Here is a 14027-nt window from a genome sequence, read left to right as displayed (position 1 = left end):
AGCTGAGCCACGCCCCGGCCTGCATGCGGAAGGGGTCGGGCACATCACGCTGGCGTCCGGCCAGCGCGCCCAGGCTGACGATCGTCGCCTCGGGGTAGCGGGCATGGAGCACGCGGGCCACCCCGCTGTCGATCGCCAGCAGGACGCGCGCCGAACCGGCCAGCTCCTCGCTGAGGGAGCGGGCCTGATGATGGCTGATATCGAGGTTAAGGAACGCGATCGCATCGCGGGCCTCGGTCTGGGCTGGCTGATCATCGTGCCCGACGACGCCGGCCGAGGCGACGGGCCACTCCAGGCCGCGCCGGTGCAGCAGGCGGCGCAGCAGGGTGGCGGCCATCGGCGCCCGCCCGGTGTCGGCCGCGCCGATGATCAGGATCAGGGGCAGATCAGTGCTCATAGTGATTGCCGGCAGATTGCAGATTGCGCCAGGAGATCATACCATGATCGGGCGGGGCGGGCAGGATGACAGGCATATCTCTGGTACCATGGACTCAAGTCAGGCCGATATGCTCCAGACATCACTGTAGCAGACCATGCGCCCAATCTGCAATCTGCAATCTGCAATCTGCAATCGCACAAGGGAGGCACCACGATGGCCGAGAAGAAACGACCGCCTACGCAGGCAGGGCTGAACCTGGATCTTGGGCTCGGCGGCCTGTTTAAGAACCTGGGCGACCTGCTTGACATGGCCTCAGATCTGGCCGCGAAGGCTGAGGCGGCGGGGGGCGAGATCGCCCGCAGCGGCGAGTTTGAGCTCAAGGGGATGGGCGAGAAGTCGCGCGGCGTCTACGGGTTCAGCATCCGCAGCGGAATCGGCGGCGCGCCCCGCGTCGAGCGCTTCGGCAACATCCGGAAGACGGACGAGGGGCCAGTCGTCGCCGATGTGCGCGAGCCCCTGGTCGATATCTTCGACGAGGGCGCAGAGATCGTGGTCGTCGCCGAGCTCCCCGGCGCGAGCGAGGCGCAGGTGCAGGTTGAACTGACGGGCGATATCCTGGCTATCTCCACCAGCGGCGACCGGAGCTACGCCAAGGAGATCCTGCTCTCGTCTGAGGTTGTGCCGGGGTCGCTGCGCCAGACCTACACCAACGGCATCCTGGAGATCCGCCTCCAGAAGGCATGATCGGCGTGGGCGTATCACACTGATCCTGCGGGATCTGGCCGCCGCTAGGGCGCATCAGCGCGGCGCTGCTGCGCCCTTCCCCTGTCTGATTTGACCGAATTTTAAGACTATGCTATCTTCTGCACGCCGCAGACCCTGACCGTCGCGGCGTCGATCCCAGTTGATCGACCAGCTTAACCCTGGAGGTACGCATTGCCGAGTCTCCGTACGACTCACCTGCGCAGTAGTGTTCTTCCTCAGCGTCGCAGCTTCGTCTCACTACTCTGCTGGCTGACAGCCCTGTTCGCTCTCAGCGTCCTATCCTCTCCCGCTCCTGTCTCCGCCGCACCTCAGCTGATCCTGCCGACGCCCCCCGGCGAGCCGTGGGCGATCATCCAGGGCTACGCGTGCGGCACCCACAACGCCTGGGATCGCTACTCGCTTGACCTGGCCCAGGTTGGCGGGCCGACCTACAACGCGCCCATCCGCGCCGCCGCCGCAGGGCGGGTCTGGCACTGGGAGGCGCGCAGCGGCACGATCATCCTCAGCCACGGCGGCAACTTCTTCACGATGTACACCCACATGGCGCGGGCGGTGAGCACCGCCTCGGGGCATGCCTTTGAGGCCGGCGAGACGCTCGGCTACGCGGGCGACCGCGGCGCGCCGGGGGTGCCGCACCTGCACTTTACGGCCTTCACGGCCAACAGCGACGGCTGGAGCGGGAAGCAGTCGGTGCCGCTGAGCTTCGCCGAGGGCTACGACCTGCCCGAGGTCGGCGGCTGCAGCCAGCACCAGGGCACCGTGATGACGGCGGCCTCGCTCCAGGACCCGCAGATCAGCTTCAGCAGCCCGGCCCAGCCCGACACCTGGTACAACAGCGACCAGCGGATCGAGTTCGCCGCGCGGTGGGGCGGCGGCGGGCTGAGCCAGTCATGGGATGCGGAGCCTGCCGGCGACGCGCCGATGTTCGCGGGCCATACCGACGGCTACGCCACCATGGGCGATATCGGCGAGGGCATGCACACCTTGCAGGTGCGCGCCTGGGGGCCAGATGGCCGCCAGACGCTGGCCGCATATGGGCCGGTCGGCTACGATATCACCCCGCCGAGCAACCCGCCGGACATCGCCGCGCTACGCGCCGATGCGAACACCCCGATCGATGTGACCTGGGATGCAGGGGCCGACGCGCTCTCGGGCGTCGCCGGCTACCGCGTCTACATCGGCCCCGACGAGGATGGCAGCGACGCGTGGTTCACCGAGGAGCCCCTCGTCCGCACGCCGCCCCTGGCCGCCGGGCGCTACCTCGTGCGCGTCCAGACGATCGACCGGGCCGGGAACACGAGCGCGTGGGCGACGATCGGCGCGGTCACCGTCGAGTAGGCGCTGCCTCCTGTCTTCTATTGGGCTGGGTTTGGGCGGCAAAGTCGCCCAAACCCAGCCCAATATGCTTTGCCTCAGGGCTTGCCAACAGGGTATAATGCCCCCCAGGAGGTTTAGCGATGGCAGAGTCTACGACCGTGAGCGACGCGCTGGCGCTGGTGCAGGAGGGCCGGGCGGCCCTGATGGCGGGCGACACCTACGCGGCGCGCCAGCATTTTCGCCAGGCCCTCGAGATCAGCCCCGAGCATGTGGATGCGCTGATCGGCCTGGCCGGGACGCTGCGGGCCTACCGCGAGAAGCGCGATCACCTGCTGCGCGCCCTGCAGATCGACCCAACAAACGCCGAGGCCCAGGCGATCCTCGCCCAGGTGGAGGCCCGGCTGGCGGCGGGCGAGGTGCTGGCCCCCGGCGGCGTCACCGTGCGCGAGCCGGAGCGCGGCCTGCTGGCGGCTGAGCCGCCGCCCCCGGAGCCGCCCAGCGCCCCGGACGAGCTGGGGACGCTCTACTGCTACAAACACCCGAGCCGCGAGACGGGGCTGCGCTGCACCAGCTGCGACCGGCCGATCTGCGCGGAGTGCGTGCGACCGGCGGCGGTGGGCCAGCTCTGCCCCGAGTGCGCCCGCTCACGCCGCCCGGTGAACTATCAGGTCGCGGCGAGCGACCTGATCATCAGCGGCGCGATCGCGCTGGTCTACGGGTTTCTGACGAGCATCGCGGCTGGGATCGTATTTGTCATGCTGAGTGGCTTCCTGGGTTTGTTCCTGGCGATCTTCCTCGGCCCGATGGCTGGCGAGCTGCTGGTGCGTTTGCTCGAGCGGGTCAACCGCAAGCGCGGGCGATCCGTGCAGATCGTGGTTGGTGTCTGCGCTGTGGTTGGTGCCGCGCCGGTGGCGCTGTTTCTGCTGAGCATCGGCATGATCCTCTTTATGATCATGGCGGTCGCCACGGCGGTGGCCCGGCTGCGCTAGCGCAGCTCACGCCCCGCCCGCAGCGCACATCGTCGTGAACAGGCGCACGATATTCGTCATCTGCCGCTCATCATCGCCCTGCAAGATAGAGGAAGACCCATCGTATATATGAGGTAAGCGAGGCTTGTTATGCAATACCGCAGAAATCGCCCTGTGCGGCGTCGCCCGGCGGCTGAAGCCGCGGGCTCCTAGCGACCCTCGGCCAGCCCGCGAAGGCGGGCTTCGTAGACCGTAGCCCGCCCGTTTACGGGCCGGGCACGCGAGAGTGACCGGGTGACTTCTGCGGTATTGCCTTATGACACTAGCGGTGCGGCGGCTTGGTCAATACGAGAGCAAGCGCCAGCGTCGGCGCTGATTAGCGGGAAGGGCAGGACGATGACCGAACATTCGCGCGGGATGAGGCTCGCACAGCGCGGCGACAAGAACCCTCTGGATATGGTTGAGCACAATCTGCGCGCGCAGATCTTTGGCCAGGAGCGCGCGATCGAGAGCGTGATCCGCGTGCTGAACCGCGCCCGCTTCGGGTTCTCGGCCGGGAACCCGCGCCGCCCGCGCGCCACCCTGCTCTTCCTCGGCCCCACCGGCGTCGGCAAGACGGCCACCGCCCGCGCGCTGGCCCAGCTCGTGCGCCCCGATGGCGAGGCCTTCCTGAAGATCGACTGCTCGCTGTTCAGCCAGGGCCACGAGGTCAGCGCCCTTGTCGGCGCGCCGCCCTCCTATGTCGGGCGCGACCAGAAGCCGCTGCTGAACCCCGATATCATCGAGCAGGAGAACAGCGTGGTGCTGTTCGATGAGATCGAGAAGGGCCAGCCCGAGCTGTGGAACCTGCTGCTCCAGATCATGGAGGACGGCGAGATCCTGCTGCTCAACGGCGGCCGGCGGGTCAGCTTCCAGAACAGCATCGTCGTCTTCACCACCAACGTCGGCGCCAAGGAGATGGTCGACTACCTCGACCGGCGCACGATCGGCTTCCGCACCCCGCACCAGGATGTCGAGGCCACCGGCCAGCAGATCTACCAGATCGGCTTCGAGTCGCTCCAGAAGGTCTTTCAGCCCGAGTGGATCAACCGCCTGGATGAGATCGTCGCCTTCCGGCCGCTCTCCAGCGATGTGCTGCGCCAGGTGCTCGACCATATGCTTCTGGAGAGCAACGAGCAGTACCTGCGCCACGGGATCCAGGTCGAGGTGTCGCCTGAGGCGAAGGAGTATCTGCTCGACAAGGGCTTCGACTCGCGCTTCGGCGCGCGGCCCCTGCGCCAGCGCCTGCTCAAGGATCTGGACGCGCCGCTGGCCGACCTGCTCTCGTCGGGCGGGGTGCCGGCGGGCTGCAAGGTGCTGGTCTCCTACAGCGGGGTGGACAAGCACGGCCAGGCGCTCCAGTTCTACTACGAGGAGAAGCCCGAGCTGCTGCGCCAGGCCGAGGAGCTGCGCGCCGCTGAGGTGGGCCGGGTGGGCGTGGGCACGGGCGATGGCCCGCAGCCGCCCAGCGTAAGCCTGACCAGCGAGCGCGGGAATGCCGCCGAGAGCTCGGCCTCGGCCTCGTCCGGGCCGTTCGGCTCGCGCGGGCCGCGGATCGTCCCGCCGAAGCGCGGGGGCGATGGCCGCTAACGCGGAATAGTTTGTCGGGTACAGACCACGCCAGCTTCGCTGGCGTGGTCTGTACCCGACTTTTTTTCTGCGGGCTGCGGTCGCTAGACCGAGGCGACCTGGGGGCCGCCGTCGGGCGCGGCCGGCGCGGCCTCGGGGGCGTGGCGCTCGCGCCTGACCACCGAGAGGTCGGGCTCGGCGCCCTCGGCCAGCGGCCGCTTGAAGATGAAGTAGCTGCGGCCCGGCATGGCGTGCTGGATGCCGCTCAGCTCCCAGCCCTCGGCGCCGAGCTGGTTTAGCGTGCGCCGCCCGAAGGCGCTGTTGCGCTCCCCCTCCTCTGGCCGGCTCTCCTGCCCCTCGATTGAGACGCGCTCCCAGCCCTCGACGAACACCACCTTGTAGTCCCATTTCGTGCTCATGTATCGCTCCTCTGTCGCTCTCTGTGTGCGGCCTGGGGGTAGTGTAGCACGGCCCTGATTACATGATTACAGGACATTTGGCTAGTCTTGGAGCAGGGTTTGGGTGGGGTCAGGGTTCGTGATCTTGGAATAAAAGAGGTTTTGCCTTATTTTATTGACAATACTCGCAAGCGCTGGTAGACTACTAGTAGTTCGTAGGAGGGCTACTATGACGACGACAATAGGATTTGCCCCGGAGAGCGGGGCGGGCAAGATCGTCGAGCACCTCCAGAGGCACGGCGAGGGCACGGTGAAGGACTTCGCGGCCCTGCTGGAGGTGAGCGCGACAGCGGTGCGCGAGCATCTGGTCCATCTCCAGGCCGATGGCCTGGTGGTGGCGCGCGCCGAGCGGCGCGGCCCCGGCCGCCCGCGCCTGGTCTACTGCCTGAGCGAGAAGGCCCAGAGCCTCTTCCCCAAGCAGTACGACCGGCTGATCTCGCTGCTGCTGCGCGAGCTGATCGCCCTGGAGGGCGCCGATAGGGTCGACCAGATCCTCGACCGGGTGAGCCAGCGGCTGGCCGGCGAGTACGCCGACCGGATGCAGGGCACCGATATCGGGGCGCGCCTGGGCGAGCTGCGCCGCCTGCTTGAGCAGCGCGGCGTCCCGGCCGAGGTGGCGCCAGAGGGGGACGGCATCAGGCTCTTCGCGTGCCCCTACTACGACGTGGCCCACATGCACCCCCAGGTCTGCTCGATGGAGCGCCAGATGATCGAGTACGTCCTCGGCGAGAAGCTGGACCTGCAGAACAGCATCCGCGAGGGCGCCCACAGCTGTAGCTTCACGGTGCGCGAGACGGAGACGGCGGATGGGCGGGTGATCATCCCGCTCCAGATGTAAGATTGCCGCAGGGCAGCGCTGGGGCACAGCCCCAGACTACGTTTTTTGTTGGTTCGAGCGGCTTCGCCGCTCGAACCAACAAAAAAGAATGTTGGTGGCGGCTTCGCCGCCACCAAACCCCTACCGGTGGGCGATAGTGACGTTTGTTTGATGAGGAGCACATGAGCAACGATCTGATCATCAAGGATCTTCAGGCGAAGATCGACGACAAGGAGATCCTCAAGGGCGTGAACCTGACCGTTAAGCACGGCACGGTCCACGCGATCATGGGGCCGAACGGCAGCGGGAAGAGCACCCTCGCCCACATCATCGCCGGCCACCCCGGCTACGAGGTGACGGGCGGCGAGATCTGGTACAAGGGCCAGAACGTGCTGGAGCTGGATGTGGACGAGCGCAGCAAGCTCGGCCTGTTCCTGGCCTTCCAGTACCCGGTCTCCGTCCCCGGCGTCACGGTCGCCAACTTCCTGCGCGCCTCGATCAACGCCCACCGCGCCGAGGATGGCAAGGACCCAAAGGCGACCTCCATCCCGGTGGCCCAGTTCCGCAAGCAGCTGCGCGAGGGCATGGCCAGCCTGGAGATGGACGAGGGCTTCGCCCGGCGCTACCTCAACGAGGGCTTCAGCGGCGGCGAGAAGAAGCGCCTGGAGATCCTGCAGATGACGATGCTCGCCCCGACGATGGCGATCATGGACGAGACCGACTCGGGCCTCGACATCGACGCCCTGCGCATCGTGGCCGGCGGCGTGAACCGCCTGGCCGGCCCCCAGATGGGCGCGCTGGTGATCACCCACTACCAGCGCCTGCTCAACTACATCAAGCCGCAGTTCGTCTCGGTGATGATGGACGGCCGGATCATCCGCGAGGGCGGGGCGGATCTGGCGCTCGAGCTGGAGGAGAAGGGCTACGACTGGCTCCGCGAAGAGCTGACGGGCGCCGCGTAGATCACTGAGCCACTGAATAATTATGACAAACCTGACCCTGAAAGATATCACCGCCGAGGAGATCGTGTCCCGGTCGGTGGCCTCGGGCGAGCCGGCGTGGCTCACCGAGCGCCGCCGCGAGGCCTGGGACTACTTCGCCCAAGCGATCCCACCCGAGTGGCGGCGCACGAACCTCACCGGGCTGAACCCCGAGATCCTGATGCCCGCCGACTCGCCCCAGGGCACGGCGATCCAGTGGGACGCGGAGCTGGCGCAGACCGGCGCGATCTTCACGACGATGGCCGCCGCCCTGCGCTCCCACGAGGAGCTCATCCGGGCGAAGATGGACAGCGCTGTGGACCCGCTGGAGCATAAGTTCAGCGCGCTGCGCGCGGCCCTCTGGCAGGATGGCGCCTTCCTGTATGTGCCCAAGGGCGTCTCGCTCGACCTGCCCCTGCGGGTCTGCTACACGCTCTCGGCGAGCAACCAGGCGATCTTCCCGCGCACCCTGGTGATCCTTGAGGATAACGCCAGCGTGACGCTGATCGAGGAGTTCACCTCTCAGGATCACGAGCAGGCGGCGATGGCCGGGCCGGTCACGGAGATCCTCGCCGGCCCCGGCAGCAGCATCCGCTTCGCCAGCGTGCAGCACTGGGGCTCCAGCGTCTACCACATCGGCGCGCAGAAGATCGTGCTCGGCCGCGACGCCTCGGCGGAGTGGACATCGGTGGCCCTCGGCGGCCAGGTGCAGCACATCGAGGCCGAGACGCGCCTTGAGGGCAACGGATCGCAGGTCAACTGGCTGGGCGCCACCTTCGCCAGCGAGACGCAGAACCTGGTGACGGCGCCCTGGCTGCGCCACGTCGGCTACAACGCCGAGAGCTTCATGCAGTTCAAGACGGTGGTCAACGACACGGCCTACAGCGTCTTCGACGGCATGATCAAGATCGAGCACGAGTCGAAGGCGACCAGCACCCGGCTTGAGGAGCACGCCCTGCACCTCAGCCCGAATGCGCGCAACGACTCGATCCCCGGCCTGAAGATCGACACCAACGATGTGCTCAAGGGCGGCCACGCCTCCACCAGCGGCGACGTGGACGACATGCAGCTCTTCTACATGCAGGCCCGCGGCATTAAGCGCGATGAGGCCAAGCGGATGATCGTGATGGGCTTCTTTGAGCCGGCCCTGAACCGCATCACGGTCGAGGATCTGCGCGACGAGATCACCGGTATCATTGAGTCGAAGATCTAGGTCATCTTGTAAGGGCGCAGCAGCGGCTCTGCTGCTGCGCTCCTACGGTGGTGTAGCTGCTGCTGCGCCCCTACCAGGTATATGCCAACTCTCTCCGCATTCGATGTGGTCGCCCTGCGGCGCAAGTTCCCGATCTTGCAGCAGCAGGTACACGGCAAGCCCCTGGCCTTCCTCGATAGCGCGGCCTCCTCGCAGAAGCCACGCCAGGTGATCGACTGCCTGGAGGACTACTACCGCCGCTATAACGCCAACGTCCACCGCGGCGTGTATACGCTCAGCGAGGAGGCGACCTTCGCCTTCGAGCGGGCGCGGGGCAAGGTGGCGCGTTTCATCGGGGCGTCCAGCAAGCGCGAGGTGGTCTTCACCCGGAATGCGACGGAGGCGATCAACCTGGTGGCATACGCCTGGGGCGGGGCAAACATCGGGCCGGGCGACCGCATCCTGCTCACGCTGATGGAGCATCACTCCAACATCGTCCCCTGGCAGATGCTCGCCCAGCGCACAGGCGCGACGCTCGACTATATCGGGCTGGACGGCGACGGCCGGCTGAACCTCGACGAGCTCGACCGGAAGCTGACCGAGGGCGTGAAGCTGCTCGCCGTGACCCACCAGTCGAATGTGCTGGGCACGGTGAACCCGGTGGCCATGCTGGCCGAGCGGGCCCACGCGGTGGGGGCGAAGATTCTGGTGGACGGCGCCCAGAGCGTGCCGCATATGCCGGTGGATGTGCGGGCGCTCGGCTGTGACTTTATGGCCTTCAGCGGCCACAAGATGTGCGGGCCGACGGGGATCGGCGCCCTGTGGGCGCGGCGCAGCCTGCTCGAGGCGATGCCGCCCTTCCTCGGCGGCGGCTCGATGATCGAGGTGGTGGATCTGGACTCCAGCACCTACGCCGAGGTCCCGGCCCGCTTTGAGGCCGGCACGCCGGCGATCGGCGAGGCGATCGCCCTCGGCGAGGCCTGCGACTTCCTGTCCGACGTGGGCATGGATGCCATCCACCAGCACGAGCAGGAGCTGCTCGGCTACGCCCTCGACCGGCTCGCCGGCATCGAGGGGCTGAGGATCATGGGGCCGCAGGGCACCGAGGACCGCGGCGGCTCGATCAGCTTCACCCTCGACGGCGTCCACCCCCACGATGTGGCGGCCATCCTTGACGGCGAGGGCGTGGCGGTGCGCGCCGGCCATCACTGCACCCAGCCGCTCCACCGCCACTACGATGTGCCGGCCAGCACGCGGGCCAGCTTCTACATCTACAATGTCGCCGAGGAGATCGACCGGCTGGCGGTCGGCCTGGAGAAGGCCCGGAAGCTTTTTAGTTAGGGGACAGGGGATAGGGGACAGGGGACAGGGGACGGCAGCTAGATATGTGAGGCTCCGAGAACCTATTACTCTGTATCCTGTACCCTGTGCCCTATCCCCTGTACCCTTATGGATGACATGTATCGCGAGCAGATCCTGGAGCACTCGAAGTACCCGCACAACTTCGGGACGCTGGATGCGCCATCGGTGTCGCACGAGGAGCATAACCCGCTCTGCGGCGACAAGGTGCGCATGGACCTGCAGATCGCCGACGGGGTGATCACCGATGTGCGCTTCAGCGGGCGCGGCTGCGCGATCAGCCAGGCCAGCGCCTCGCTGCTGACCGACGAGCTGATCGGGATGCCGGTGGAGCAGGCCAAGGTCTTTAGCAAGGACGACCTGCTGGAGCTGATCGGAATCCCGCTGGGCAAGAACCCGGTGCGGCTCAAGTGCGCCCTGCTCTCGCTCAAGGCCCTGAAGGCCGGCCTCTATGGCGTCGGCCATATTCACGATGACGACGACGAGCTTTAGCGTACAGGGGATAGAGTACAGGGGATAGGGCCGGACAAGCGCCCTGCCCCCTCGCCCCTCACCCCTGTCCCTGTACCCTGTACCCTGTACCCTGTACCCTAGGAGGATTGCTATGGTCGCAGAGCCGACAAATCTTGAGTTTGACTACTCCAAGTATGGCTTCCGGCAGGAGGAGAACTACCTCTTCAAGGCGCCGGTTGGCCTAAGCGAGCGGGTGGTGCGCGAGCTCTCGGGGATGAAGAACGAGCCGGAGTGGATGCTCAAGCGGCGCCTCAAGGCGCTGGAGATCTTCTACCAGAAGCCGACCCCGCTGAAGGGCATGTGGGCAAACCACGAGCTGGCAGAGCTGGACTACGACAAGATCCACTACTTCGTGCGCGCCGGCGAGCGCCCGCAGAACGACTGGGACGCGGTGCCCGCCGAGATCAAGAACACCTTCGAGCGGCTGGGCATCCCCGAGGCCGAGCGCAAGTTCCTGGCCGGCGTCGGAGCCCAGTACGAGTCCGAGGTGGTCTACCACTCGCTGCGCGAGGAGTGGTCGAAGCTCGGCGTGATCTTCCTCGACACCGACACGGCGCTCAAGGAGTACCCCGAGCTGTTCAAGCAGTACTTCGGCACGATCATCCCCTCGGCCGATAACAAGTACGCCGCGCTGAACACGGCGGTCTGGTCGGGCGGCTCCTTCGTCTACGTGCCGGCCGGCGTGAAGGTGGACATCCCGCTGCAGGCCTACTTCCGCATCAACGCGGAGAACATGGGCCAGTTCGAGCGCACGCTGATCATCATCGAGGAGGGCGCGGAGGCGCACTACATCGAAGGGTGTACCGCCCCCACCTACTCGACCAACTCGCTGCACTCGGCGGTGGTCGAGATCGTGGTCAAGAAGGGCGGTAAGTTCCGCTACACGACCATCCAGAACTGGGCCAACAACATCTTCAACCTCGTCACCAAGCGGGCCGTGGCCCACGAGGAGGCGAGCATGGAGTGGGTGGATGGCAACATCGGCTCGAAGCTGACCATGAAGTACCCCTCGGTCTACCTGATGGGCCGCAAGGCCCGCGGCGAGGTGCTCTCGGTGGCCTACGCGGGCAAGGGCCAGCACCAGGACGCCGGGGCGAAGATGGTCCACATCGCGCCGGAGACGACCAGCCGGATCACCAATAAGTCGGTGAGCAAGGATGGCGGGAAGACGACCTACCGCGGCCTGGCGAAGGTGGCTCCGGGGGCCTACGGCGCGAAGATCAACGTCAACTGCGACGCCCTGATCCTCGACGAGCGCTCGGCCTCGGACACCATCCCCTTCATCGAGATCGAAGAGGACCACTGCACGCTGGCCCACGAGGCCACGGTGGGCCGCATCGGCGCCGAGCAGCTCTTCTACCTGATGAGCCGCGGCCTCAAGGAGGCCGACGCCATGTCGATGATCGTGCTGGGCTTTATGGAGCCCTTCACCCGCGAGCTGCCCATGGAGTACGCCGTGGAGCTCAACCGCCTGATCCAGATGGAGATGGAGGGGTCGGTCGGATAGGTTACGTTTAGGTGAGGCCGTAGGGCCGAAGCATTCGCCCCGAATGGATCGGGTGTACCTGAATCATCAGGGGCGAATGCTTCGGCCTTACATGTGTGTGGAGAGATGAGTATGCCATCCATTCAGATCGGCAGCCTGGCCGATGTCCCCGAGGGCGGCGCAAAGAAGTTTGATGTGGACGGCACGCCGGTGGCGGTGTTCCGCGTCGGCGATGAGCTGTTCGCGATCGACGATACCTGCTCGCACGCCGAGGCCTCGCTGAGCGAGGGCGAGGTGGACGCCGATGAGCTCTGCGTCGAGTGCCCGCTGCACGGCGCGAGCTTCGACCTGCGCAGCGGCCGGCCGCGCACCCTGCCCGCCTTCGAGCCGGTCGGCACCTATCGGGTCTGGGCTGAGGGCGACGCGCTATTTGTTGAGTATGATGCGTAAGAACTTGACTTAAACTCATAGCGGGAGTACAATCCGAGCGTGAGCGGGTCAGGGGAGGGGCACCCTCCCTTGAAATCTCTCTCCCGAAAGGAGCTTCTCATGGCAGACTACGCACACCCCGAGGTGCTGGTCGATACGGCCTGGGTGGCCGACCACCTGAACGACCCGAATGTGCGCCTGGTGGAGAGCAACGAGGACCTGCTGCTCTACGACACGGGCCACATCCCCGGCGCGGTGAAGATCGACTGGGTGGACGACCTGAACGACCCGGTCGTGCGCGACTACCTGGACGCCGAGGCCTTCGCGGCGCTGCTCGCCCGCAAGGGGATCTCGCGCGAGACCACGGTGGTGCTCTACGGCGACAAGAGCAACTGGTGGGCGACCTACGCGCTGTGGGTCTTCAAGCTCTTCGGCCACCCCGACGCGCGCATCCTCAACGGCGGGCGGGCCAAGTGGGTCGCCGAGGGCCGCGGCATCACCCGCGAGACGCCGAGCTACCCGCCGGCGAGCTACCCCGTGCCCGCGCGCGACGATACCGCCATCCGGGCCTTCCGCGACCAGGTGCGCGCGCACATCAGCCAGCCCGGCACGGCCCTGGTGGATGTGCGCAGCCCGCAGGAGTTTAGCGGCGAGCGCACCCACATGCCCGACTACCCCCAGGAGGGCACCCTGCGCGGCGGCCACATCCCCACGGCGGCAAACATCCCCTGGGCCAAGGCCGTGCGCGAGGACGCCACCTTCAAGAGCGCCGACGAGCTGGCCGCGCTGTACGGCGCGGAGGGCGTCACCCCTGACAAGGATGTGATCACCTACTGCCGGATCGGCGAGCGATCCTCGCACTCCTGGTTCGTGCTGACCTACCTGCTCGGCTACCCGCAGGTGCGCAACTACGACGGCAGCTGGACGGAGTGGGGCAACGGGGTCGGATTGCCGATCGAGAAGACGTATAACGGGTAGGGCCGAAGCATTGGATTGGGCGCGGAGCGCCCAATCCAATGCTTCGGCCCTACGGGCGGCGAAATATGGATCGCCAGCAGATCATCGATCGTCTCTTCGACCACTACGAGCGCCCGCGCCACTACGGGCACCTTGAGGGCGCGGATATGGTACACGCGGGCGGCATCCCCGACTGCGGCGATACGATCACACTCTACCTGAGGTTCGACCCGGCGGGCGAGGCACTGGCCGGCCTGAGCTTCGAGGGCCGCGGCTGCACGATCAGCCAGGCCGCCGCCTCGCTGCTCTGCGAGCAGCTCCAGGGCGCGCCCCTGAGCGCCGTCGATGCGCTCGATGACCAGGCCGTACTCGATATGCTCGGCCGCGAGGTGGTGCGCGCCCGCCCGCGCTGCGCCACGCTGGCCCTCAACACGCTGAAGTCGGCCCTAGCGCGCCACCGGGCTGGGCGGGGATGATCGTGTAGGGCCGAAGCATGCGACGTTGGCGCTCTGCGCCAACGTCACATGCTTCGGCCCTACGGTGGGTTATGACGTATCCTCTCGATTTAATCGGCAACACGCCGCTGCTGCACCTGGCCTCGACCGACATGCCCCCCGGCGTGGAGGTCTTCGCCAAGGCCGAGTGGTACAACCTCGGCGGATCGGTCAAGGACCGGCCCGCCCTGTGGATGATCCGCGCCGGCGAGGCCAGCGGCGCGCTGCGCCCCGGCATGCGGATCGCCGACGCGACCAGCGGCAACACGGGGATCGCCTACGCCACCATCGGCGCGGCGCTGGGC

At 66.8% G+C, this 14027-nt stretch carries 15 protein-coding genes and 1 pseudogene; 14 read left to right on the top strand and 2 right to left on the bottom strand.

Features of this window, described 5'->3' with window-relative positions:
- Positions 1-397, bottom strand: a pseudogene (locus K2Z83_RS12555) (low molecular weight phosphatase family protein); the annotation flags it as partial.
- Positions 398-592: 195 nt separating this feature from the next.
- Here K2Z83_RS12555 and K2Z83_RS12550 point away from each other — a divergent pair.
- The 4 genes from K2Z83_RS12550 to K2Z83_RS12535 all read left to right on the top strand — a co-directional run bounded on the left by K2Z83_RS12550 (position 593) and on the right by K2Z83_RS12535 (position 5058).
- Positions 593-1123 (top strand): Hsp20/alpha crystallin family protein, encoded by a 531-nt coding sequence (locus K2Z83_RS12550; protein WP_220595525.1) that lies wholly within the window; start codon positions 593-595, stop codon positions 1121-1123.
- A gap of 192 nt (positions 1124-1315) precedes the next feature.
- Complete coding sequence (locus K2Z83_RS12545) at positions 1316-2482, top strand: M23 family metallopeptidase (RefSeq protein ID WP_255603848.1); 1167 nt, start codon at positions 1316-1318, stop codon at positions 2480-2482.
- Positions 2483-2601: 119 nt separating this feature from the next.
- Complete coding sequence (locus K2Z83_RS12540) at positions 2602-3450, top strand: hypothetical protein (protein WP_220595524.1); 849 nt, start codon at positions 2602-2604, stop codon at positions 3448-3450.
- Positions 3451-3825: 375 nt separating this feature from the next.
- A complete protein-coding gene (locus K2Z83_RS12535; protein WP_220595523.1) occupies positions 3826-5058 on the top strand; it encodes an AAA family ATPase in 1233 nt (410 codons plus the stop codon).
- Positions 5059-5141: 83 nt separating this feature from the next.
- On the opposite strand, the gene K2Z83_RS12530 is transcribed toward K2Z83_RS12535, so the two are convergent.
- A complete protein-coding gene (locus tag K2Z83_RS12530; RefSeq protein ID WP_220595522.1) occupies positions 5142-5456 on the bottom strand; it encodes a hypothetical protein in 315 nt (104 codons plus the stop codon).
- 208 nt (positions 5457-5664) lie between these two features.
- Here K2Z83_RS12530 and K2Z83_RS12525 point away from each other — a divergent pair, with 208 nt between their 5' ends.
- From K2Z83_RS12525 to K2Z83_RS29020, 10 genes are all read left to right on the top strand, one after another.
- Positions 5665-6333, top strand: coding sequence for a metalloregulator ArsR/SmtB family transcription factor (locus tag K2Z83_RS12525; RefSeq protein WP_220595521.1), 669 nt, complete (start codon positions 5665-5667; stop codon positions 6331-6333).
- A gap of 161 nt (positions 6334-6494) precedes the next feature.
- Entirely contained in the window at positions 6495-7274 is a 780-nt protein-coding gene (gene sufC / locus K2Z83_RS12520; protein ID WP_220595520.1) for a Fe-S cluster assembly ATPase SufC, read from the top strand.
- 22 nt (positions 7275-7296) lie between these two features.
- Positions 7297-8505 (top strand): Fe-S cluster assembly protein SufD, encoded by a 1209-nt coding sequence (sufD, locus tag K2Z83_RS12515; protein WP_220595519.1) that lies wholly within the window; start codon positions 7297-7299, stop codon positions 8503-8505.
- An 81-nt stretch (positions 8506-8586) separates the two neighbouring features.
- Positions 8587-9825, top strand: a complete 1239-nt coding sequence (locus K2Z83_RS12510) for a cysteine desulfurase (RefSeq protein WP_220595518.1) — start codon at positions 8587-8589, stop codon at positions 9823-9825.
- A 108-nt stretch (positions 9826-9933) separates the two neighbouring features.
- Positions 9934-10335 (top strand): Fe-S cluster assembly sulfur transfer protein SufU, encoded by a 402-nt coding sequence (sufU, locus tag K2Z83_RS12505; RefSeq protein ID WP_220595517.1) that lies wholly within the window; start codon positions 9934-9936, stop codon positions 10333-10335.
- A 112-nt stretch (positions 10336-10447) separates the two neighbouring features.
- Positions 10448-11863 (top strand): Fe-S cluster assembly protein SufB, encoded by a 1416-nt coding sequence (gene sufB, locus K2Z83_RS12500; protein ID WP_220595516.1) that lies wholly within the window; start codon positions 10448-10450, stop codon positions 11861-11863.
- A gap of 111 nt (positions 11864-11974) precedes the next feature.
- Complete coding sequence (locus tag K2Z83_RS12495; protein ID WP_220595515.1) at positions 11975-12292, top strand: non-heme iron oxygenase ferredoxin subunit; 318 nt, start codon at positions 11975-11977, stop codon at positions 12290-12292.
- 99 nt (positions 12293-12391) lie between these two features.
- Positions 12392-13249, top strand: coding sequence for a sulfurtransferase (locus K2Z83_RS12490; RefSeq protein ID WP_220595514.1), 858 nt, complete (start codon positions 12392-12394; stop codon positions 13247-13249).
- 38 nt (positions 13250-13287) lie between these two features.
- Positions 13288-13704 carry an iron-sulfur cluster assembly scaffold protein gene (locus K2Z83_RS12485; RefSeq protein ID WP_255603842.1) on the top strand — a complete coding sequence of 139 codons (417 nt, stop codon included), beginning with the start codon at positions 13288-13290 and terminating at the stop codon, positions 13702-13704.
- A gap of 71 nt (positions 13705-13775) precedes the next feature.
- Positions 13776-14027: pyridoxal-phosphate dependent enzyme (locus tag K2Z83_RS29020; RefSeq protein WP_255603841.1), on the top strand; the 252-nt coding region annotated here is incomplete at its 3' end.

The sequence above is a fragment of the Oscillochloris sp. ZM17-4 genome (assembly GCF_019599295.1).
GTDB lineage: Bacteria > Chloroflexota > Chloroflexia > Chloroflexales > Chloroflexaceae > Oscillochloris.
The sequence above is the reverse complement of the archived record's forward strand: the minus strand, read 5'-3'. Positions and strand labels throughout refer to the sequence as shown.